21 protein-coding genes are annotated in these 20,711 nt (G+C 64.1%); 14 read left to right on the top strand and 7 right to left on the bottom strand.

All coding sequences use genetic code 11. The features are described 5' to 3' along the window. Window positions 1–31: 31 nt before the first annotated feature. The 13 genes from ACTNBU_RS03185 (at window position 32) to ribF (ending at window position 11,359) form a co-directional block, all read left to right on the top strand. Window positions 32–457, top strand: a complete 426-nt coding sequence (locus ACTNBU_RS03185; RefSeq protein ID WP_441030646.1) for a Fur family transcriptional regulator — start codon at window positions 32–34, stop codon at window positions 455–457. Continuing rightward, a complete protein-coding gene (locus ACTNBU_RS03180; RefSeq protein WP_441030645.1) occupies window positions 444–1,160 on the top strand; it encodes a metal ABC transporter ATP-binding protein in 717 nt (238 codons plus the stop codon). Before ACTNBU_RS03185 ends, ACTNBU_RS03180 begins: the two co-directional genes overlap by 14 nt. Further along, complete coding sequence (locus ACTNBU_RS03175) at window positions 1,157–1,969, top strand: metal ABC transporter permease (protein ID WP_441030643.1); 813 nt, start codon at window positions 1,157–1,159, stop codon at window positions 1,967–1,969. Before ACTNBU_RS03180 ends, ACTNBU_RS03175 begins: the two co-directional genes overlap by 4 nt. 372 nt (window positions 1,970–2,341) lie before the next feature. Further along, window positions 2,342–2,806, top strand: a complete 465-nt coding sequence (gene rimP / locus ACTNBU_RS03170) for a ribosome maturation factor RimP (RefSeq protein WP_441030641.1) — start codon at window positions 2,342–2,344, stop codon at window positions 2,804–2,806. 69 nt (window positions 2,807–2,875) lie between these two features. Beyond that, window positions 2,876–4,015, top strand: coding sequence for a transcription termination factor NusA (gene nusA, locus ACTNBU_RS03165; RefSeq protein WP_441030639.1), 1,140 nt, complete (start codon window positions 2,876–2,878; stop codon window positions 4,013–4,015). 30 nt (window positions 4,016–4,045) lie between these two features. After that, the gene (rnpM, locus tag ACTNBU_RS03160) at window positions 4,046–4,324 is read left to right on the top strand and encodes an RNase P modulator RnpM (protein ID WP_441030637.1); all 279 of its coding nucleotides are present in this window, start codon (window positions 4,046–4,048) and stop codon (window positions 4,322–4,324) included. After that, a complete protein-coding gene (locus ACTNBU_RS03155) occupies window positions 4,314–5,021 on the top strand; it encodes a L7Ae/L30e/S12e/Gadd45 family ribosomal protein (RefSeq protein ID WP_441030635.1) in 708 nt (235 codons plus the stop codon). Before rnpM ends, ACTNBU_RS03155 begins: the two co-directional genes overlap by 11 nt. A 150-nt stretch (window positions 5,022–5,171) precedes the next feature. Then, on the top strand, window positions 5,172–7,583 hold the full coding sequence (gene infB / locus ACTNBU_RS03150) for a translation initiation factor IF-2 (RefSeq protein ID WP_441030633.1): 2,412 nt from the start codon (window positions 5,172–5,174) through the stop codon (window positions 7,581–7,583). Window positions 7,584–7,666: 83 nt separating this feature from the next. Next, a complete protein-coding gene (locus tag ACTNBU_RS03145) occupies window positions 7,667–8,083 on the top strand; it encodes a hypothetical protein (RefSeq protein ID WP_441030631.1) in 417 nt (138 codons plus the stop codon). 28 nt (window positions 8,084–8,111) lie between these two features. Then, window positions 8,112–8,483, top strand: coding sequence for a 30S ribosome-binding factor RbfA (gene rbfA, locus ACTNBU_RS03140; RefSeq protein ID WP_441030630.1), 372 nt, complete (start codon window positions 8,112–8,114; stop codon window positions 8,481–8,483). 3 nt (window positions 8,484–8,486) lie between these two features. Beyond that, complete coding sequence (locus ACTNBU_RS03135; RefSeq protein ID WP_441030628.1) at window positions 8,487–9,440, top strand: DHH family phosphoesterase; 954 nt, start codon at window positions 8,487–8,489, stop codon at window positions 9,438–9,440. Window positions 9,441–9,572: 132 nt separating this feature from the next. Continuing rightward, window positions 9,573–10,439, top strand: a complete 867-nt coding sequence (gene truB, locus ACTNBU_RS03130; RefSeq protein WP_441030626.1) for a tRNA pseudouridine(55) synthase TruB — start codon at window positions 9,573–9,575, stop codon at window positions 10,437–10,439. A 23-nt stretch (window positions 10,440–10,462) separates the two neighbouring features. Continuing rightward, window positions 10,463–11,359 carry a riboflavin biosynthesis protein RibF gene (gene ribF / locus ACTNBU_RS03125; RefSeq protein ID WP_441030624.1) on the top strand — a complete coding sequence of 299 codons (897 nt, stop codon included), beginning with the start codon at window positions 10,463–10,465 and terminating at the stop codon, window positions 11,357–11,359. A 79-nt stretch (window positions 11,360–11,438) separates the two neighbouring features. Here ribF and ACTNBU_RS03120 read toward each other — a convergent pair whose 3' ends face one another. From ACTNBU_RS03120 to pdxA, 7 genes are all read right to left on the bottom strand, one after another. Continuing rightward, window positions 11,439–12,317 (bottom strand): DMT family transporter, encoded by an 879-nt coding sequence (locus ACTNBU_RS03120; protein ID WP_441030622.1) that lies wholly within the window; start codon window positions 12,315–12,317, stop codon window positions 11,439–11,441. Between the two features lie 4 nt (window positions 12,318–12,321). Next, window positions 12,322–12,669 carry a 2-dehydro-3-deoxyphosphogluconate aldolase gene (locus ACTNBU_RS03115; protein ID WP_441030620.1) on the bottom strand — a complete coding sequence of 116 codons (348 nt, stop codon included), beginning with the start codon at window positions 12,667–12,669 and terminating at the stop codon, window positions 12,322–12,324. Window positions 12,670–12,799: 130 nt separating this feature from the next. Continuing rightward, window positions 12,800–13,960: a sialidase family protein gene (locus ACTNBU_RS03110; protein WP_441030618.1), complete on the bottom strand. Its 1,161-nt coding sequence runs from the start codon at window positions 13,958–13,960 to the stop codon at window positions 12,800–12,802. A gap of 94 nt (window positions 13,961–14,054) precedes the next feature. Further along, the gene (locus ACTNBU_RS03105) at window positions 14,055–16,028 is read right to left on the bottom strand and encodes a TRAP transporter permease (RefSeq protein ID WP_441030616.1); all 1,974 of its coding nucleotides are present in this window, start codon (window positions 16,026–16,028) and stop codon (window positions 14,055–14,057) included. A gap of 150 nt (window positions 16,029–16,178) precedes the next feature. After that, window positions 16,179–16,931, bottom strand: coding sequence for an SDR family NAD(P)-dependent oxidoreductase (locus tag ACTNBU_RS03100; RefSeq protein WP_441030614.1), 753 nt, complete (start codon window positions 16,929–16,931; stop codon window positions 16,179–16,181). A gap of 34 nt (window positions 16,932–16,965) precedes the next feature. Next, window positions 16,966–18,057, bottom strand: a complete 1,092-nt coding sequence (locus ACTNBU_RS03095) for a TAXI family TRAP transporter solute-binding subunit (protein WP_441030612.1) — start codon at window positions 18,055–18,057, stop codon at window positions 16,966–16,968. A 78-nt stretch (window positions 18,058–18,135) separates the two neighbouring features. Beyond that, window positions 18,136–19,215 (bottom strand): 4-hydroxythreonine-4-phosphate dehydrogenase PdxA, encoded by a 1,080-nt coding sequence (gene pdxA / locus ACTNBU_RS03090; RefSeq protein WP_441030610.1) that lies wholly within the window; start codon window positions 19,213–19,215, stop codon window positions 18,136–18,138. A 38-nt stretch (window positions 19,216–19,253) separates the two neighbouring features. Between pdxA and ACTNBU_RS03085 the strand changes: the two genes are divergently transcribed. Then, window positions 19,254–20,642: a PrpR N-terminal domain-containing protein gene (locus ACTNBU_RS03085; protein ID WP_441030608.1), complete on the top strand. Its 1,389-nt coding sequence runs from the start codon at window positions 19,254–19,256 to the stop codon at window positions 20,640–20,642. Window positions 20,643–20,711 lie beyond the last annotated feature (69 nt).

The following is a 20,711-nucleotide window of genomic DNA, read 5'->3' as shown; positions in this document are numbered from 1 at the left end:
TGATTTTCATATTCAAATTCAGGAGGCATCCATGGCATATTCCACGAAACAGCAGCAGGCGGTGCTGGACTGCCTGTCCCGACGGCGGGAGGAGCCGGTCAGCGCCATCGAACTGGCGGAGGCTCTGCGCCAGTCCGGCCATCCGGTGGGCCTGGCCACCATCTACCGCCAGCTGGAGAAGCTGGAGCAGACGGGACTGGTCCACAAGGTCAACACCGGGGAGGGGGCGCTGTACCAGTACTGCGACCACGCCGGAGAGGGGCGGGAGTGTCTGCTGCTCCAGTGCCGGGGCTGCGGCCGCATCCTGCATCTGGACTGCACCCATTTAAAGCCCCTGTACGATCATCTGGCGGAGCGGCACCATTTTCACATCGATCCCCGGACCACGGTGTTCACGGGGCTGTGCGACGTCTGCGCGAAACAGAGAGAGGAGGGACACGGACATGGAGAACAATGAACTGATCGTCTGCCGGGACGTGTCCCTGGGCTACGAGGGAAAGCCCCTGCTCCAGCACCTGGACCTGACGGTGCGGGAGGGGGACTACCTCTGCGTGGTGGGCGAGAACGGCTCCGGCAAGTCCACGCTGATGAAGGGCCTGCTGGGCCTGCTGTCCCCCCTGTCCGGCGAGATCGTCCGGGCGCCGGAGCTGCGGGACGGGGCCATCGGCTATCTGCCCCAGCAGACCCGGGCCCAGCGGGACTTTCCCGCCACGGTCTATGAGGTGGTGCTGTCCGGGTATCTGAACCGGAAGGGCTTCCACTTCTTCTACACCCCGGCCCAGCGGTCCGGGGCGCTGATGAACATGGGCAAGCTGGGCATCCTGGAGCTGAAGGACCAGTGCTACCGGGAGCTGTCCGGCGGCCAGCAGCAGCGGGTGCTGCTGGCCCGGGCACTGTGCGCCGCCCGGCGGCTGCTGATCCTGGACGAGCCCATCACCGGACTGGACCCCGCCGCCGCCCAGGACCTGTACAAGACCCTGGCCTATCTGAACCGGAAGGAGGGCATGGCCGTGGTGATGGTGACCCACGATCTGAAGGCCGCCCTCCACAGCGCCCGGACGGTGCTGCACATCGGCCGGGATAGCTGGTTCTACGGCACGGTGCCGGACTATCTGGCCTCCCCCCAGGGACGGCGGTTCGGAGAGGAGGAGCGGACATGATCCTTCTGCAGATGTTCTCCTGGCCCTTCATGCAGCGGGCGCTGGCGGCGGGTGTGCTGGTGAGTCTGTGCTGCGCCCTGCTGGGAGTGTCGCTGGTGCTGAAGCGGTACTCCATGATCGGCGACGGTCTCAGCCATGTGTCCTTCGGCTCCCTGGCCATCGCCGTGGCCCTGGGCATCACGCCGCTGTATTTCTCCATTCCGGTGGTGATCCTGGCGGCCTTTTTCCTGCTGCGGATGGCCAGCCATCCCCGGTGGAACAACGACGCCGCCATCGCCGTCATGAGCGCCTCCGCCCTGGCGGTGGGCATTCTGGTGATCTCCCTGACCACCGGCATGACCACGGACGTGGACAACTATATGTTCGGCAGCGTCCTGGCCATGACGAAGTCCGACGTGGCGCTGTCGGTGCTGCTGAGCATCGCGGTGCTGGCGCTGTTCGTGCTGTTCTACCACAAGCTGTTCGCCGTCACCTTCGACGAGAGCTTCTCCCGGGCAACGGGCCTGAACGTGGAGCGGTACAACACCCTGCTGTCCATCCTGACGGCGCTGACCATCGTGCTGGGCATGCGGATGATGGGCGCCATGCTGATCTCCTCCCTGATCATCTTCCCGGCGCTGACGGCCATGCGGCTGTTCAAGAGCTTCCGGGGCGTGGTGATCTGCGCGGGGGTGTCGTCGGTGGCCTGCTTCTGCGTGGGACTGACGGCGTCCTTCGTGCTGTCCACCCCGGTGGGAGCCTCGGTGGTGGTGACGGATCTGGCGGTGTTTCTGGCCGCTTGCCTGATCCAGTGGGTCCGGAAACGGTGATTTCCCGGAAAACAGGGCGTTTTTTGCGAAAAGCGTCCTGTTTTCTGATTTTTTTACCGCCGGAGGGCAAGAAAACTCTTGCAATGCCTGGCGGGATGTGCTATATTCTGTATGTTAGTAGTGTAGGTATGTGGAGTGGGCCCCGGGTCCGCTCTTTTTGTTGGCCTTTTTTAGGGCGGCACCGCACAAATGCATCGGCGGCGCTTTGCGGACATTTTGCGCCATCCATGCGTTGCAAATTTTTAAAATGCGCCCGGTATTCCTGCAGAATTGCGCCTTTGTCAGACGCAAAATTTGCTCGCAAACCGCTCTTGCCGCATGATGCGATGCTGTCCCAGAAGGTCAAAATTTCCGCCGGGAGGGAAAACTGTCTTGAAAAAGATCACGGAACTGGTGGCCGAGCTGGCCGCCCCCGCCGTGGAGGCACAGGACTGCATCCTCTGGGACGTGGAGTACGTCCGGGAGGCCGGCGCCTGGTATCTGCGGCTGTATATCGACAAGCTGGAGGGCCAGGTGGACATTCTGGACTGCGAGGCCGTGTCCCGGGCCGTGGAGCCCCTGCTGGACGAGGCGGACCCCATCGAGGGCAGCTACACCTTCGAGGTCAGCTCCGCCGGCGCGGAGCGGCAGCTGAAGCGCCCCTCTGACTTCCAGCGCTTCCTGGGCAGCCCCGTCACAGTGAAGCTGTACCAGGCCCGCGACGGCCGCAAGGAGTTCGCCGGGACGCTGAAGGCCTATGACGAGTCCACCGGCGACACCACCGTCACCGTGGGGAAGGACGACCTGACCTTCGGAAAAAAGGAGACGGCCATGGTCCGGCTCCGGGTGGAATTCTAAGGAATGAAACTTAACCGCCCTGCGGGGCGGATCGGATGCCCAACAAAATCAGAAGGAGAATCGTCAGAAATGAGAGGCAAGAAACAGAAAGAACCCGCCGGCATGAATTCTGCGGAGATCTTTGCCGCCCTGGAACTGCTGGAAAAGGAGCGGAACATCCCCCAGAACTTCATGCTGGATAAGATCATCCAGGCCCTGACCACCGCCTATAAGAAGGACCACGACGATGTGGAGAACGTCATCGTGGACGTGGACGAGGAGCACAAGGCCCTGAAGATGTACGTCCAGAAGACCGTGGTGGACGAGAAGTATTACGACCCCTACAACGAGATCACCCTGGAGGAGGCCCACCGCATCTCCGCCCGGTACGAGCTGGGCGACGTGGTGAACATCCCCGTGGACAATATGGAGTTCGGCCGCATCGCCGCCGGCATCGGCAAGCAGGTCATCATCCAGGGCCTGCGGGAGGCCGAGCGGGGCATGATCTACGACGAGTTCAACTCCAAGCAGCATGAGATCCTCACCGGCGTGGTCACCCGCATCGATCCCCGCACCAACGCCGTGTCCCTGCGCATCGGCAGCGGCACGGAGTCCACGGAGGCGCTGCTCACCGCCGGTGAGCAGGTCCAGGGCGAGGAACTGACCGAGGGCATGCACGTGAAGGTGTACGTGGTGGACGTCCGCCACTCCACCCGCGGTCCCCAGGTGCTGATCTCCCGAACCCATCCGGGTCTGGTGAAGCGGCTGTTCGAGCTGGAGGTGCCGGAGATCTTCGACGGCACCGTGGAGGTGAAGGCCATCGCCCGTGAGGCGGGCAGCCGCACCAAGATGGCTGTGTGGTCCAACGACCCCAACGTGGACCCCATCGGCGCCTGCGTGGGCCCCAAGGGCCAGCGGGTGGACAGCATCGTGGAGGAGCTGCGGGGCGAGAAGATCGATATCATCAAGTACAGCGAGGACCCGGCGGAGTTCATCGCCGCCGCCCTGGCCCCCGCCGACGTGGTGGAGGTCCGGATGGCCGAGGAAGGCAAGGCCTGCCGCTGCATCGTGCCGGATGACCAGCTGTCCCTGGCCATCGGCCGGGAGGGCCAGAACGCCCGTCTGGCGGCCCGTCTCACCGGCTACAAGATCGACATCAAGCCCCAGAGCTTCCGGGAGGAGGAAGTGTCTGAGGAGGTCCCCGCCGGAGACGAGGAGCCCCGGGAATAATCATTCAGGGAGAGAGGAGCGCGGTCCGCTGTGCCAAAAGTGAAGAAGATCCCCCAGCGGCAGTGCGTGGGCTGCCGGGAGATGAAGGATAAGAAGGCCCTGATCCGGGTGGTGAAGTCCCCGGAGAACGAGATCTCACTGGATTTCGTGGGCAAGAAGCCCGGCCGGGGCGCCTATGTGTGCCGGGACGTGGAGTGCCTGAAGAAGGCCCGAAAGACCCGGGCGCTGGAGCGGGCCTTCTCCACCGCCATCCCGCCGGAGGTCTACGACGCCCTGGAGCGGGAACTGGAGGGCGGAGATGGGCAGTGAACTTCTCCCCCTGCTGGGACTGTGCCGCCGGGCCAATATGATGGCCGTGGGCGAGGAGCCGGTGGAGGCCGCCGCCCGGGCGAAGGACGCCCGTGTGCTGCTGCTGGCCTCCGACGCGGCGGACAACACCGTCCGCCGGGTGCGGCACTTCGCTGAGATGGGTAACTGTCCCTGGCTCCAGATCCCCTTTACCAAGGCGGAACTGGGCGCGGCCATGGGCCGCACCTCCTGCGCCATCCTGGCGGTGACGGACATCGGCTTCGCCGCCAACATCGTCCGCCGCCTGGTGGAGACGGACCCTGCCCGGTACGGCGAGACCGCCGACCGGCTGGATCAGAAGGCCGAGAAGGCCGCCCGCCGGAAGGCGGAGGCCCGGGCCCATGAGAAGAATCTCCGGCAGGGCCGGGTGAAGCGGAAGGCCCAGACGGCCCCCGCTCAGGAGACGGTCCCCGCACCGGAACCCCCTGCTGAAAAGACGGCTCCCGTTGAGAAGCGGCATCCCGGCGGACGCCGGTACGTCCCCTCCCGGTCCGGAGGGAACGGCGGCGGAGAGAAAGCCGGAAAGCGGCCGGCCCGGGGCGGACATCCCGCCGGGAAGACGGAGCGGAGCGCCGCGCCTCAGGACCGCTGGCGGCACAGCCGCCCGGTGAAGAAGGGCAAGGGATCTCCCAAGGGCAAGCGGGACGTCAAAGCATGACAGAAAACAGCCGGGGCGCAGTGAGTGCCTTCCGGAATTTGCCGAGGGCAAATAGATGAATTTTTCCCGACCGGGCGGAAGTCCCGTGAGGTGTGAGACCTCCCGGAGACGCCGCCGGGCCGGATGGTAACGAGGTGGCTATATTTGGGTATGGAAAAATACAGAGTGCATGAGGTGGCGAAGGACTTCAACCTTCCCACTAAGGAGATCACGGAGATCCTGACCAGCTTCGGACATCCGCCGAAGAACCATATGCAGGTCCTCACCGACGAGGAGCTGTCCTTTATCTTCGAGCGTCTGACGCAGAAGCATCCCGTCTCCAGCATCCAGGTGATCTTCGCGGACACCGCCAAGGAGCCGGAGAAGAAGCAGCCTGCGCAGCAGGAGAAGAAGGCCGCGCCTGCGCCCGCACCCGCTCCCGCCCGGAAGGACGGCCGGGACGGCAAGGGCGGCAGACCCCAGCCCGCCCAGGCGGGACAGCACGCGGCGAAGGCCCAGCAGCAGGGCGGCCGTCCGGCCCAGCCCCAGCAGCAGGCGAAGCAGCCGGTGCAGCAGCCCGTCTCCCGGGTGCCCCAGAAGAAGATCGTGGACACCCGCAAGGGCGGCGACGTGAATCTGGAGAAGTACGACCAGCGGCTGGAGGAGCTGGGCGGCGAGCGCGCCGCCCGGATGGAGCGCCGCGGCGGTGGCGGCAAGGAGAAGATCCACAGCCAGAACCGCCAGCGCACCGGCGGCCCCGCCTTCTCCAACAAGCGCCGTCAGGACGAGGCGGAGAAGATGCGCCGTCTCCAGCTGGAGATCGCCAAGAAGGCACCCCTGAAGGTGATGATCCCCGACGAGATCAGCGTGGGCGAGTTGGCCTCCCGCATGAAGAAGACCGGCGCCGAGGTGGTCAAGTGCCTGATGAAGAACGGCATCATGGCCTCTCTGCCCCAGATGATCGACTTCGACACCGCCGCCATCATCGCCGAGGAGATGGGCTGCAAGGTGGAGCACGAGGTCACCGTCACCATCGAGGAAAAGCTCATCGACGACCACGAGGACAAGCCGGAGGATCTGGTGCCCCGGGCCCCCGTCGTCGTTGTCATGGGCCATGTCGACCACGGCAAGACCTCCCTGCTGGACGCCATCCGCAACACCAACGTGGCCTCCGGCGAGGCCGGCGGCATCACCCAGCACATCGGCGCCTATCAGGTGCAGATCAACGGCAGACCCATCACCTTCCTGGATACGCCGGGCCATGAGGCGTTCACCTCCATGCGTGCCCGCGGCGCCATGATCACGGATATCGCCATTCTGGTGGTGGCCGCCGAGGACGGCATCATGCCCCAGACGGTGGAGTCCATCAACCACGCCAAGGCGGCCAACATCCCCGTCATCGTGGCCATCAACAAGATCGACAAGCCCGAGGCCAATCCTGAGCGGGTGAAGCAGCAGCTCACCGAGTACGGTCTGGTGGCCGAGGACTGGGGCGGCGACACCATCTGCTGCCCCATCTCCGCCAAGAAGAATATCGGCATCGACAACCTGCTGGAGATGGTGCTGCTCACCGCCGAGATGGGCGAGCTGAAGGCCAATCCCAACCGTGCCGGTCAGGGCACCGTCATCGAGGCCCGGCTGGACAAGGGCCGGGGCCCCATCGCCACGCTGCTGGTGCAGAACGGCACCCTGAAGCAGGGCGACATCATCATCGCTGGCACCGCCGTGGGCCGTGTCCGTACCATGATGGACTCCAAGGGCCGCCGCCTGACGGAGGCCGGACCCTCCGTCCCCGTGGAGGTCACGGGCCTCAGCGAGGCGCCCTCCGCCGGCAGTCCCTTCTTCGCTGTGGCCGACGAGCGCATGGCCAGAGAGCTGGTGGAGCAGCGGAAGGCGGAGGAGCGGGCCAAGGCCAACGCCCCCGCCCAGAAGGTCTCCCTGGAGAACCTGTTCGACCAGATCTCCGCCGGTGAGCGGAAGGAACTGGCCCTCATCGTCAAAGCCGACGTCCAGGGCAGCGTGGAGGCCGTGAAGGCGTCTCTGGAGAAGCTGTCCAACGAGGAAGTCAACGTGAAGGTGATCCACGGCGGCGTGGGCGCCATCAACGAGTCCGACGTCATGCTGGCCGCGTCCTCCAACGCCATTATCGTGGGCTTCAACGTCCGGCCCAACGCCGTGGCACAGGAGTCCGCCACCCGCATGAACGTGGATATGCGGATGTACCGCGTCATCTACGACTGCATCGACGAGATCGAGGCGGCCATGAAGGGCATGCTGGCTCCCAAGTTCCGGGAGGCGGTGCTGGGTCACGCGGAGGTCCGCCAGACCTACAAGGTCTCCGGCGTGGGCACCGTGGCCGGCTGCTACGTCCAGGACGGCAAGATCGTCCGGGACTGCTCTGTCCGCGTGGTCCGGGACGGCATCGTCATCCACGAGGGTGTGCTGGCCTCCCTGCAGCGGTTCAAGGACTCCGTCAAGGAGGTCACCCAGAAGTACGAGTGCGGCCTGACTGTTGAAAAGTTCAACGACATCAAGGAAGGCGACATCGTGGAGGCATTTACCATGGAGGAGATCCCCCGGTAATCGCCCGGCAGCTGCAAATAATAAAGGGGGCGGCGACCTCGTCGCCGCCCCCTGTTTTTTCGTGACGCAGGGAGGGAACACCGATGAGTCAGGTCCGGCTTCTGGCGGCGGACAGGCCGCTGCCGCTGTGCGATCAGCAGGAGGAGCGCACTTCCACGGTGATGGTCCGGGGAGAACCCGTTTCCATCACCATCCCACGGGGCTTTCTGGTGGAGGAGCATCTCTATTACTGCAGCGCCGTGGACGCCTTGGACTATCCCATCAAGCCCTGGCGGTATGAGCTGGAGCTGGAGGCCGAAGAGGCGGATCTGAACGCCCTGAAAGCGTATCTGGCGGAGAACCTGCATCCCGGTGAGACGGCGGAGCTTTGGAGCATCTGGCTGTCAGATGATGTCGGGAAGCGTCCGCCCCACTACCGCGGTACCCTGGCGGACTTCGACCTGGAGACGCTGCGCCAGTTTCTGGAGCCGGGCCAGCGGTGGCTGAGCGTCACCATCTAAACAAACCTCGAAAAGGAGGAATCCCATTATGGCAAGCAATCGCATCGGCCGTATCAACGAGGAGATCCAGCGGGAGCTGGCGGCCCAGATCCGCCGCCTGAAGGACCCTCGGGTCTCCCAGACCGGCATGGTCTCCATCACCCGTGTGGACACCACCGGCGACCTGCGCTATTCCCGCGTCTATATCAGCGTTCTGGACAAGTCCCAGGAGAAGGACGTGCTGAAGGGCCTGAAGTCCGCCGCCGGCTTCCTGCGGCGGGAGCTGGGTGCGTCTCTGCGTCTGCGGTACACTCCGGAGCTTCAGTTCATCGCCGACGACTCCATCCAGTACGGCGCCCACATCCTGGAGCTGCTCCACGACGTGGAACAGAGGGACGGCGCGCCGGAAACGGAGGAATGACCCATGCTCACCGTTCAGGAGACCGCCGCCCGTCTGCGGGACTTTGACAATGTGCTGATCCTCACCCACGTGCGCCCGGACGGGGACACGGTGGGCTGCGCCGCGGCCCTGTGCGCCGCCCTGCGGACGCTGGGGAAGACGGCGTATCTGCTGCCCAATCCGGGCCTGACGGACACCACCGCCCCGGTGGCGGCGCCCTATCTGGCTCCGGAGGGCTTCACGCCGGACAAGGTGGTGTCCACCGACATCGCCACCGTGGGCCTGTTCCCGGACAACGCCCTGCCCTGGAAGGACCGGGTGGACCTGGCCATGGACCACCATCCCTCCTTTGAGTATTTCGCAAAGGAGAACATCGTCCGGCCGGAGGCCGCCGCCTGCGGCGAGCTGGTGTACGACATCCTCCGGGAGCTGGGGCCCATCACGCCGGAGATCGCCCTGCCGCTGTACGTGGCGGTGTCCACGGACACCGGCTGCTTCCAGTACGCCAACACCACCGCCGACACCCATCGGGTGGCGGCGGAGCTGATGGACACCGGCATCGACTACCGGGCCGTCAACAAGGTGTTCTTCCGCACCAAGACCCGGAAGCGTCTGGCCCTGGAGGCGGACATGCTGGGCAACATGGAGTTTTACGACCGGGGCCGGGTGGTGTTCCTGATGGTACCCATCTCCCTGATGGAGCGCATTCAGGCCACTGAGAGCGACGCCGAGGACCTGTCCTCCCTGGGCGGGCAGATCGAGGGCACGGACTGCGCCGTCACCTTCCGGGAGCTGCGGCCCGATGTGTGGAAGCTGTCCGTCCGCACCGGCGACCGCATCAACGCCACGGAGGTCTGCCGGGAGCTGGGGGGCGGTGGTCACGCCGCCGCCGCGGGCTGCACCGTGGAGGCGCCGCTGGCGGAGGTGAAGGCCAGGATCCTGTCCGCCATCGCCAGACACGCGCCGGACTTCGGATAATTAGGAATTAGGAGTTAGGAATTAGGAATTGATTTGTCCGGAGGATATCCGGATGGACCTGATTTTCGACTCCCGGAAAATTCCTAATTCAAAAGCAGGAATTCCTGACTGAAAGAGGTTTTTATCGACGAAATGGCAAACGGAATCGTCATCATCGACAAGCCCGCCGGATGGACCAGCATGGACGTCTGCGCCAAGCTGCGGGGCATCCTCCATGAGAAGCGGGTGGGCCACGCCGGTACCCTGGACCCCATGGCCACCGGGGTCCTGCCGGTATTCGTGGGGGCGGCCACCAAGGCCGTCTCCTTCGCCGAGCGCGGGGAGAAGGAATATGAGGCCCTCCTGCGGCTGGGACTCGTCACCGACACCCAGGACAGTACCGGCACGGTGCTGGAGGAGCGGCCTGTCAGCGTCACCCGGGCGGAACTGGAGGCGGTGATGCCTCAGTTCACCGGGACCATCCGGCAGGTGCCGCCCATGTACTCCGCACTGAAGGTCAACGGACAGAAGCTCTGTGACCTGGCCCGGCAGGGCCGGGAGGTGGAGCGGAAGCCCCGGGAGATCACCATTTTTGAACTGGAGCTGCTGGAACAGACCGGCCCGGCGGAGTGGCGGCTGAGGTGCGTCTGCTCCAAGGGCACGTACATCCGCAGCCTCTGCCACGACATCGGACAGGCCCTGGGCTGCGGCGGGTGCATGTCCGGCCTGCGCCGTACCATGGCCGCCGGGTTCACCATCGACCGGACGGTGACGGTGGAGACGGTGCAGGAGCGGGGCGAGGCCGTCCTGCTGCCGCTGGACGCCTATTTCGCGCCCTATCCGGCCTATACCATCCCGTCTCCCGGCAGGGAGAACCGGGTCCGCAACGGCAATCCCATCACCGACGCCCGCCTGAAGGACGGCACCTACCGGGTCTACGGCGGGGACGGGACGTTTCTCTGCCTGTCGGAGGCCAAGGGCGGCACCCTCACCGCTGTGAAAAATTTCTTCGGAACGTAAGTACGGAAGTAAGGACTGATCCCATGAAACAACGTGTCATCGCACTGGGCTTTTTCGACGGCGTTCATCTGGGCCACGGCGCCCTTCTGCGCCGGACGGCGGAGGAGGCCCGGAAGCGGGACTGCACGCCCGCCGTCTTCACCTTTGACCGGCCTCCCAAGGAGGTGGTCACCGGCATCCCATGCCCCCTCATCAACTCTCCGGAGGACCGGAAGGACCTGCTGCGCCGTCTGTACGGCATCAGCGACGTGCTGATGGTGCCCTTTGACCGGGAGATGATGACCACGCCCTGGGACGGCTTCGTCACGGAGATCCTGGTGAAGCGGTATCACGCCGTCCATCTGGTGGCGGGCCACGACCACCACTTCGGCCATAAGAATCAGGGCTCTCCGGAGCTGCTGGCAGCCAAGTGCGCCGAACTGGGGCTGGGCTGCGACATCATCCCCAAGGTGGAGGTGGGCGGCATCACCGTCAGCTCCACCTACATCCGCCGTCTGGTGGAGCTGGGACAGATGGACCGGGCCGCCGCCTTCCTGGGCCATCCCCACACCCTCACCGGCACGGTGGGCCACGGGCGGGGCATCGGCTCCTCCCGGCTGTTCCCCACCGCCAATCTGACGGTGCCCGCCCATGTGCTGGTGCCTGCCCACGGCGTCTACGCCACCCGGGTCACCCTGCCGGACGGCGCGTTCTACGCCGCCGTCACCAACGTGGGCACCCGTCCCACGGTGAACAACGGCACGGACATCACGGTGGAGGCCAGCCTGCTGGACTACGACGGCGACCTCTACGGCAAGACGCTGCGGCTGGAGTTCTTCAGCCACCTGCGGGACGAGATCCGCTTCGACTCCCTGGACGCCCTCCGCTCCCAGATCGCCGCCGACGCGGAGACCACCCGGCGGTATTTCGCGGAGAAGTAAAGAGAACCATCGGAGACGACAAAAGAGCACCCTGAGCGGGTGCTCTTTTTTTGCCGGTTTCCCGCCTGACGGGATACGATCAAGGTCCTGTTCGGCCCTCCTCCCAGCGGTAGTGGAAAAACAGCAGGGCGGAGGCCAGAATGATCAGGGCGTAGGCCAGCAGGCTCAGGGGAGACGGGATCTGATGGAACAGCAGATAGCCCATCAGACCGGAGAAAATGATCTGGGAGCTGTCGTAAATGGAGATATCCTTGGGCGGCGCGTAACAGTAGGCGGCCGTCAGCGCGTACTGCGCCACGGTGCAGGAGGAGCCTGCCAGCAGCATGTACAGCAGCTGCCGGCCGGACATAGGGACCCAATACCGCAGGCTGGGCGCCAGAGCCACTGCCGTGGAGACGAGACAGAACAGAAATACAATGGCGGAACTGTCCGTCTCCCCACGCTTCCGCAGGGCACGCAGGGAGACGTGGGCGCCGCCGGAGGCAATGCCGCCCAGCAGGGCGACGCAGGAGGCGAGGCCCAGTGTCTGCAAGTTCGGCAGGATGAGAAGGGAACTGCCTGTCAGTGCCAGGGCGATGCAGCCCAATTGGACCCGGCTGAGACGCTCCTTCAGAAAGACCGCCGCGAAGAGGATGGCGAAGAAGGGACTCAACTTGCTCAGAGAATTGGAACTGGCCAGGGGCAGATGGCCGATGGCGTAGTAGTTACAGAAGACACCCAGCATCCCACAGAGGATGCGGGATGCCAGCGGCCCGCCGCAGCCTGCCGGGACACGGACCGGGATCCTCCGCCGCAGCAGAAGCACTCCGGATACCACCATGGCTACGGCGTTCCGGAACAGGGCTTTTTGAAAAAAGGGAAGATCTCCCACCATGCTGACAAAGGCGCTCATCAGCGCGAAGAAAAACGAGGACAGAACGATGAGCCCGATGCCCTTGCTTTTTTGTGCCGGAGCCATGGCGTTACTTCTGGAGAATGTGGATGGCGAAGCCGCCGAACTCACCGTCGAGATAGATGTTTTTCAGATGGCCGTCCGCACTGTAGGCGGCTGTATCGAGGTTGAAGCGGAAGCCCTTTTCCTTCAGCTCCTCCATGGCGGCGGTCAGGTCGGGGGTCCTCATGGCGATATGCCCCTTGGTTCCCAGAAACGGGGATTTCATGCACTCGAAATAATCACCGGCGAACTCGGACTTCTGCCCGCTGCGGGGCATCAGACCGAAGGCGGTGCTGAGCAGCTGCGCCAGTTCCCAGGCTGCCTGGGGGTCGTTACAGTTGATGCCGATGTGTTCCAGTTCAAATTTACATCCCATAAGAGAACTCCTTTCTCCGCGTTGGCGGAACGATGGACGATAGATCAGAATACCGGCGAAAAGCGCCTGTCATCCGCGGCGGATGGCAGGCGCTTTTCACTGCCGCATCCCTGGGTGCCGGGATATGCGGTCACCGGGACTGTGCCGCGGTGGGATTGTACAGGCCGACGGTCTCACGCTTCCGGCCAATGACGTCCTCCTCGGAGAAGGACATCCATTTGACGCCCCGGCGGGTCTGATAGGCAAAGGCCAAATGGAGCATACCGTCCTGGCTCTGCATCAGGTAGGGATACTCATACTGACGGTTGTTGGTGGAATTCTCGGCGCCCACATAGCCCTCGCCCAGCTCCATATAGCGGATCAGGGGGAAGGTCAGGCCGCCGTCCTCGGACAGGGCCACCGCCACCGGGCAGCGCAGGCCGGGCCACGCGGCCTCGTCAGCCTTGGGCTCAGGCGTGCAGGTGGGATTGTAGGCGATGGCCACGCGGCCGCTGCGCAGCTTGACGGCGCTGATGCTGGAGTTGTTGTTGGGCAGCGGCGTGGGGACCGGCTCGGACCAGGTGCCGCCCCAGTCAAAGGACTCGCTGCGGTAGATGAAGTCCGCGGCCCGGCTGCGCATGAACGCCGCCAGATGGCCGTTTTCCAGCTCCACCACGTTGGGATGGACCCGGCCGTGGCTCCCGGGCATGTCCACCCGGCGCCAGGTGGCGCCTTGATCGTCGGAGATGCGGAAGGCGGAGGGATCGCCTGCCAGACCGGAGGCGCTGTCGGAGCAGATCCAGTTGCCGAAGATCCAGCGGCCGTTGGACAGGATCTGGATGGGCTGGCGGCAGAAGGTGCCCTCCTCGGGGAACACCACGTCATAGTCGCTCCAGGTCAGGCCGCCGTCGGTGCTTTTCTGGCGGCGGACAACGGAGGTGAACTGCATGTTGTCCTTGCCCTCCATCCGGTCCAGTTGGGCGGTGTACATGGCCCAGACCTCGCCGCTGGGTGCCAGGAACAGAGAGGGATTCTGCTCGCTGCGGTGGGGATCGCAGGAGACCCGGACCGGCTCGCTCCACCGGGTGCCGTCTTTGGGCAGACGGGCACAGACGATGCTGACATCCGCGCTGCCCTCATAGGAGCCGGCGAACCAGGCGCACAGCAGATCGCCGTTGGGAAGCTCCAGCAGGGCGGGGGCGTGGGCGGTGGCAAAGGGGCCGGGAGGCAGCATGGCCTCCACCGTTCCCATGACGGCATTCTCATATACGGTGCCGTCGGGAGTCAGTCCCGGCAGAACGGGATACTTCATAAACTCAACAACCTTTCTGTTCGAAATGGGAGGGACGCGGGGGGAAACGGTCCCGGGGGACTGCTTCCCCCGCCGGCTTGCGGGCAGCCGGGGATCAGGCGGCTTTGGCGGCCTTCTTCGCGGCAATGGAGTCCAGGGACAGGATGGCGAGGCCCAGCACGATGCCGATCACGGTGCTGATGACCTCCGGGGCGATCAGGCAGATGGCGGCCGCAAACAGAGCGATGCGCTCCCAGGCCTTCAGGTTCCGCTTGAAGAAACCGGACACTGTGATGGCCAGGAAATAGGTGCCCAGAGCCATCTGCGCGGTGGCGATGACGATCTCCACCACGGTGCCCTGCAGCAGGATGGCGGGATTGTACACAAAGACGAAGGGCACCAGGAAGCCGACCAGAGCGAAGGAGAAGCCCTTCAGACCGGTCTTCATGGCGTTGCCGTCCGCAATGCCTGCGGCGGTGTACGAGGCGACGCAGACAGGCGGCGTGATCTGGGCCATGATGCCGTAGTAGAACACGAACATGTTGGCGCACAGGTTGGCGGTGAACTCCGCCATGCCGGTGGCCAGCAGGATGGGCCGGATGCAGGGCACGAACAGGATGGTGCCCACCAGATAGGCCGCCACGGTGGGCAGGGCCATACCCAGGATCATGCAGCCCACCATGGCGATCAGCAGCGCCACGAACAGGTTCTCCGTGCCCAGAGCGCTGATCAGGTTGGACAGGTTGGTGGCCAGAGAGGTCTGACCGGTGACGACGTTGATGATGATGCCGCAGGCGGCGGTGGGAATGGCGATGCTGGCCGCCTGCTTGGCGCCGTCGACGCAGCAGTTCCAGAGGCCCTTCAGGTCGATGAAGTCCTCCTTGTTGACGAAGTAGTTGACCACGTCGCAGGCGATGCAGGCGAAGATACCGATCATGCCGGCGCGCATCAGGGAGGCGCCGCGGATGATCCAGATCACCAGCAGCAGGGCGGGGATCAGCAGGAACAGCCGGGGCAGAATCTTGCGGTCCACCTGGATGGAGGCGTCCACGTTGGAGTCGATGTTGGCGGCGCGCTTGGCGGCGATGCGGTCCACCAGGACGAACACGGCGAAGTAATAGGCAACGGCGGGGATGATGGCCGCGGCGGCGACCTTCATGTAGTTGATGCCCAGCATCTCGGCCATGATGAACGCGCCGACGCCCATGATGGGAGGCATGATCTGGCCGCCGGTGGAGGCCACGGCCTCAACGGCGCCGGCCTCCTCGGGCTCATAGCCGATCTTTTTCATCATGGGGATGGTCATAACGCCGGTGGTTGCCACGTTGGCCACGGCGGAGCCGGAGATCATGCCCATCAGGCCGGAGGACAGCACGGCCGCCTTGGCGGGACCGCCGGAGGACTTGTTGGAGACCTTCATGCCCAGATCGATCAGCAGCTGTCCGCCGCCGATGGTGGAGAAGAACGCGCCGAAGACCATGAAATAGAACAGCGTGCTGGCGCTGGTGTACAGCGGCGTGCCGAAGATGCCGCTCTCCGTCATGACCATGCCGGCGGTGAACTGGTTCAGAAACTTCAGCATGGTGGACTTGGGCTTGGTGTATAGGATGCCGGGCAGATAGGGGGCCGTCCAGGCGTAGAGGATGAAGACGGCGATGAAGGCCGTCAGCATGATGCCCAGCGTCCGGTAAACCGCAAGGAGCAGAAGGAGAATGGTCACCACCATGCAGACGTAGTCGATGGTGTAGACGTCGGAAATGCCCACCACAAAGTCATTCAGACGGGCATTCTGGGTGATGACATACCACAGCAGGTAGGCGATGCCGATGAAGGCGGGGATGTCCAGCCAGTTCATCCAGGCGCGCTTGTTCAGCAGCACGGGATCCGGCGTCTCACCCTTTGCTTCCGCGGCCTTGCGGAGTTTTTTCCGATAGTTGTAATCAGCGGGAAAATACAGGAAAACCAGGGTCAGTGCGAAGACCAGATGCAGGGGGCTCTGCAGCATGGGCGTCAGCTGCTTGACCAGGGCAATGTACATCTGGAACGCGAAGAACACTGCGGTGACGGCCGTGGCCGCGATCGTCCGCACATTTATTTTCTTGTTAGCTTCCAAGTGAATCTTCCTCCTCAGCGGGAATCGGTTGTTTTTGCAAACAGATGCGGTGGGAAAGCAGGACCGGGCGGGCCGCCCCCCCCCCCGGTCCGTGTGCCGCAGGATTTGATCGAATATCGGGGAAAATCAGTTCATGTACTTGCCGCCGTTGACGTTGATGGACTCGCCCACGATGAAGGCGGACATCTCCGAAGCGAGGAACACGGCGACGTTGGCCACATCCTCGCCTCTGCCCAGGCGGCGCAGCGGAATCGTGCTGAACACCTTTTCCCGGTATTCGGGAGTCCACTGCTGAGACATGTCGGTCTCGATGGGACCGGGACAGACCGCGTTGACACGAATGCCCTGGGGAGCCAGGTCATATGCCAGCTTCTGGGTCAGGGAGTTGATCCCCGCCTTGGAGACGCCGTAGCACACCGAGGCGTTGGGATGGGCGGTCTTGCCGGCGGAGGAGGACATGTTGATGATGCAGCCGCTCTTCCGCTCCAGCATGTGGGACACGACGCACTTGCAGGTGTAAAACGCGCTGGTCAGGTTGGTCCGGATCATGCGGTCCCACTCCTCGGACGTGACGTCGGCAAAGCTGTAGCGGCTGTTGATGCCGGCGTTGTTCACCAACGTGTCGATCTTTCCGTAGGCCCGCAGGCATGTTTCCGCAAGCCGTTCCGCCGTGGCGTAGTCACCGATGTCTCCCGCCACATACTCGCAGCGGACGCCCAGCGCCCGGATCTCGTCCTGCAGCTGCCGCAGGGCGTCCTCACGCGTGCCGTGGATCACCACATCGGCGCCGTTTTGGGCAAAGGCCAGGGCGATGGCCCGCCCGATGCCCCGGGAGGAACCGGTGATAATGGCGGCGTTTCCTTTCAGAAGCTCAGGCATATCTGCTCCTTCTTTCTGTTAAATGACGGTCAGCTCAGGCGTCGTAGTCGTAGCCCATCTCCGCATAGTAGCGGGCGGCGCCGGGATGCAGGGGGCAGCCGGCGAAGGACTTGGTGCCGGCCACGGCGGGATCGAAGTAGCTCATGGAGGCCACGGCGGAGGCCAGGTCGGCCTTGTTCTCGCAGACGGCCTTGGTCAGAGCGTAGGCAACGTCCTCATCCATGCTGGCGGAGACCAGGATGTTCTGCTGGGAGCCCATGGAGTTGATATCGGTGGTCTGCTTGTTCCAGGTGCCAGCCTCCATGACGATGGGGGCGTAGCCCATCTCCTCCATGTTGGCCAGGGTTGCGTCGGACAGCTGAACGAAGTACATGTCGTGGGTCAGGCACAGCTCGGTGGTGTTGGACTGACCGGCCTCGATGTGGTCGATGGTCATGTCATACAGGTCGTCCTGCAGGCCGCTCTTGATGGCGTCGCCGCCGGTCTTTTCCCAGGTGGCGAAGGACAGGAACTCCTCCACGGTGATGCCGCAGGCCTCGATGACGCGCTCGGCGGTCAGCTCGCCCAGGGAGCCGTTCTTCTTGGTGATCAGCTTGATAGGATACTTGTCGGCGATGACCTCCTCCAGAGAGGTGTAGCCGGTCTCGTCCACGAACTTCTGGGTGAACATGACGTTGGTGAAGGTGTGGCCCAGGCCGCCGCCCAGAGTGGCGATGTCGGTGCAGCCGCCGAAGTCGTACTCGTCAGCGCCCTTCTCGTAGCTCCACTGAGCAGGACCGGCGTTGGCGACGATGATGTCGCACTCCTCGTTCTGGATCAGTACGGGGGCGCCCACGCCGCCGGGGGAGTTGGTGGTCAGGTCGATGGTGGAGCCGGAGGGCAGGCCCTTCAGCATGGCGGACTGCAGAGCGGCGGCGATGGTGTAGGCGCCGGTGCCCACTTCCTGAGCGGCGAAAGTCAGGTTTACGGGGCCGGTGAGGCCGGTGGAGTCAGTGGAGGCGGAGCTGCCGGCAGCGCTGGCAGAGGCACTGGAAGCGGTGGAGGCGCTGCTGCTGCCGCTGCCGCCGCAGGCGGCCAGGGACAGGGACATGGCCAGTGCAAGAATCAGAGCGAATACTTTTTTCATAGTGGTTCTCCCTTCAAAATGTTGGTGGGTTCTATTTCTTTTCCGGTTCTGCCGGTGAAAGACCGTTCTGGATGGGGATCAGTTTTCCGCCTTGGCGTTGGCCATGCGGATGCCGTAGTCCATGGCGTTGACCAGGCTCAGCTCGTTGGCGTGGCCGTTTCCGGCATGGCCGAAGCCGGTGCCGTGGTCCACGGAGGAGCGGATGATGGGCAGGCCCAGCGTCACGTTGACGCCGGCCACGGCGTCCCAGTGGCCCTCGGCCTTGTTGTACACAAAGCCCTTGACCTTCAGGGGGATGTGGCCCTGATCGTGGTACATGACCACCACGATGTCGTACCAACCGCCCAGCGCCTTGGAGAACACGGTGTCCGGCGGGGTGGGTTTCTTGTCGGGGATGATGATGCCCTCGGCCATGTCGGCGTCGATGGCGGGCTGGATCTCCTCAATCTCCTCCCGGCCGAACATGCCGTTCTCGCCGCAGTGGGGGTTCAGACCGGCCACGGCGATCTTGGGCTCCTTGATGCCGATGGCCTTGCAGCCTGCGTTGGCGATGCGGATGACGTCCAGCACCCGGTCCTTTTTCACCCGGTCGCAGGCCTCCCGCAGGGAGACGTGGGTGGAGACGTGGACCACCCGCAGCTCCTCATGGGCCAGCATCATGGTGTACTTGGAGGTGTGGGTGTAGTCGGCGTAGATCTCGGTGTGGCCGCTGTAGTGGTGGCCGGCCATGTTGATGGCCTCCTTGCTCAGGGCGTTGGTGATGGTGGCGTCCACCTCACCGGCCATGGCCAGCTCGATGACCTTCTTCACGTACTGGAAGGCGGCCTCGCCGCCCAGGGCGGTGGCGCCCAGACCGAAGGGCTTGGGATCTTCGGGATCGTTGGGAATGTCCTCCGCCTTGACCAGCCCCAAGTCGTATACGTCGATGACGCCGTACTCGTAGTTGGCCTCGCTGACGGAGCGGATGCCCCGGATCTTCATATCGAGACCGGAGACCTTTTTGGCCACCTTGGCGGCGTACTCCATGCAGGACACGTCGCCGATGACCAGGGGACGGCAGCGGTCGTAGATGGTCTTGTCAGCCAGGGCCTTGACAGTGATCTCCGGGCCGTTGCCGAAGGGGTCGCCCATGGTGATGCCGAGAATGGGTTTGTTCATATGATCTGGACATCTTCATCTATGAGTCCAACGAAGACATGGAGAACATCCTGCTGAACCTGCAAAAGGAGCGGTATCAGGCCATCCTGGGAGACATGGTGGCCAACACCACCGCCCAGCGGCTGGGCATGAACTCCCTGCTGATCACCTCCTCGCTGGACAGCATCCGCAAGGCCTTTGACCAGGCGCTGATGCTGTGTCAGAGCCAGCAGCATCTGCGGGATGAAAACCAGTTCTTCCGGGAGGTGATCCAGGGCCAGATCGGACAGACCCTGGTCTTTGACAGCGATGGAAATCTCTTTCTCTCCACCATGGACGCCCCGCGGCCGGAGCTGCTGGAGCTGCTGCGGCGGGAGCTGCCGGAGTCCCGGAACGAGATGGAGCGGCGCATCATCCGGAATGTGGGGGGGATGCTGTATTCCATCCGGGCGCGGCGGATCGACTCCGGGAGCCTCTCCTACATCGCGTTCTATGTGGACACCCGGAAGACGCCGCTGTCGCCCAATCAGGTGGGCATCCGGTTTTCCACACGGCCGGAGGCGGAGAGCGCCTTTTACAACAGTATTTTCAGCTTTGCGGGCACCATCGGCGAGCTTCAGGACGACATCGACAAGATCAGCCAGAGCACCGCACCGGCCATGGTCACCGGAGAGGACGGCACCGGCAAGGAATTTGTGGTGGGTGCGCTGTATATGCGGAGCCAGCTGAAAAACAACCCGCTGATCACCATCAATTGCAGTCTGCTGAACGACAAGAGCTGGACCTTCCTGCTGGAGCACCACAACTCTCCACTGGCGGACGAGGGCAATACCCTGTATTTTGCCAGCATCGACGTGCTGACGCAGGAACGCCGCCAGCAGCTGCTGGCGGCCCTGGCGGAGATGGATGTCTGCCGGCGGAACCGGGTGCTGTTCTCCTGCGTCTGCCAACCCGGAGAGTACATCTCCACCATAGGCTCCCAGTTCATCGACAAGCTGTGCTGCCTGTCGCTGTACCTGCCGCCGCTGCGGCAGATGGCGGAGCGCATCCCCACGCTGGTGAACCTGTCCCTGAGCCATCTGAACACGGATCTGCCCCGGCGCATCGTGGGCGCGGAGCCGGAGGCCATGAACCTGCTGCAAAACTTCCAGTGGCCCCACAACTACACCCAGTTCCGCCGGGTCATCGGGGAGCTGGCTGTCACCGCCCCCGGGGCCATCATCACCGCGGACAATGTGCGGCAGCTGCTGCGGAAGGAACGCCATGTGGGTGCCTTCTCTCCGCGGGCGGAAAACGCTGCCGTCCCGCTGGATCTGAACCGGACCATGGACGAGATCAACCAGGACGTGGCTCACCGGGTGGTGGAGGAGACCGGCGGCAACCAGACTGCCGCCGCGAAGCGCCTGGGCATCAGCCGCACCACGCTGTGGCGGCTCCTGCAAAAATAAAGATGGGCGTTCCGGCCGGTTTTCCTGATCCGTCGGCCGCCGGACAGGGATAGAGCGTCCGGCACAGGG

The sequence above is a fragment of the Dysosmobacter sp. HCP28S3_G4 genome (assembly GCF_052065175.1).
Classification (GTDB): Bacteria; Bacillota; Clostridia; order Oscillospirales; family Oscillospiraceae; genus Oscillibacter.
The sequence above is the reverse complement of the archived record's forward strand: the minus strand, read 5'-3'. Positions and strand labels throughout refer to the sequence as shown.

What these genes read in the sequence shown, in the direction of transcription:
- ACTNBU_RS03185 (WP_441030646.1), top strand. Translation starts at nt 32, where the DNA reads ATGGCATATTCCACGAAACAGCAGCAGGCGGTGCTGGACTGCCTGTCC.
- ACTNBU_RS03180 (WP_441030645.1), top strand. Translation starts at nt 444, where the DNA reads ATGGAGAACAATGAACTGATCGTCTGCCGGGACGTGTCCCTGGGCTAC.
- ACTNBU_RS03175 (WP_441030643.1), top strand. Translation starts at nt 1,157, where the DNA reads ATGATCCTTCTGCAGATGTTCTCCTGGCCCTTCATGCAGCGGGCGCTG.
- nusA (WP_441030639.1), top strand. Translation starts at nt 2,876, where the DNA reads ATGAGAGGCAAGAAACAGAAAGAACCCGCCGGCATGAATTCTGCGGAG.
- ACTNBU_RS03155 (WP_441030635.1), top strand. Translation starts at nt 4,314, where the DNA reads ATGGGCAGTGAACTTCTCCCCCTGCTGGGACTGTGCCGCCGGGCCAAT.
- infB (WP_441030633.1), top strand. Translation starts at nt 5,172, where the DNA reads ATGGAAAAATACAGAGTGCATGAGGTGGCGAAGGACTTCAACCTTCCC.
- ACTNBU_RS03145 (WP_441030631.1), top strand. Translation starts at nt 7,667, where the DNA reads ATGAGTCAGGTCCGGCTTCTGGCGGCGGACAGGCCGCTGCCGCTGTGC.
- rbfA (WP_441030630.1), top strand. Translation starts at nt 8,112, where the DNA reads ATGGCAAGCAATCGCATCGGCCGTATCAACGAGGAGATCCAGCGGGAG.
- ACTNBU_RS03135 (WP_441030628.1), top strand. Translation starts at nt 8,487, where the DNA reads ATGCTCACCGTTCAGGAGACCGCCGCCCGTCTGCGGGACTTTGACAAT.
- truB (WP_441030626.1), top strand. Translation starts at nt 9,573, where the DNA reads ATGGCAAACGGAATCGTCATCATCGACAAGCCCGCCGGATGGACCAGC.
- ribF (WP_441030624.1), top strand. Translation starts at nt 10,463, where the DNA reads ATGAAACAACGTGTCATCGCACTGGGCTTTTTCGACGGCGTTCATCTG.
- ACTNBU_RS03120 (WP_441030622.1), bottom strand. Translation starts at nt 12,317, where the DNA reads ATGGCTCCGGCACAAAAAAGCAAGGGCATCGGGCTCATCGTTCTGTCC.
- ACTNBU_RS03115 (WP_441030620.1), bottom strand. Translation starts at nt 12,669, where the DNA reads ATGGGATGTAAATTTGAACTGGAACACATCGGCATCAACTGTAACGAC.
- ACTNBU_RS03110 (WP_441030618.1), bottom strand. Translation starts at nt 13,960, where the DNA reads ATGAAGTATCCCGTTCTGCCGGGACTGACTCCCGACGGCACCGTATAT.
- ACTNBU_RS03100 (WP_441030614.1), bottom strand. Translation starts at nt 16,931, where the DNA reads ATGCCTGAGCTTCTGAAAGGAAACGCCGCCATTATCACCGGTTCCTCC.
- ACTNBU_RS03095 (WP_441030612.1), bottom strand. Translation starts at nt 18,057, where the DNA reads ATGAAAAAAGTATTCGCTCTGATTCTTGCACTGGCCATGTCCCTGTCC.
- pdxA (WP_441030610.1), bottom strand. Translation starts at nt 19,215, where the DNA reads ATGAACAAACCCATTCTCGGCATCACCATGGGCGACCCCTTCGGCAAC.
- ACTNBU_RS03085 (WP_441030608.1), top strand. Translation starts at nt 19,254, where the DNA reads ATGGAGAACATCCTGCTGAACCTGCAAAAGGAGCGGTATCAGGCCATC.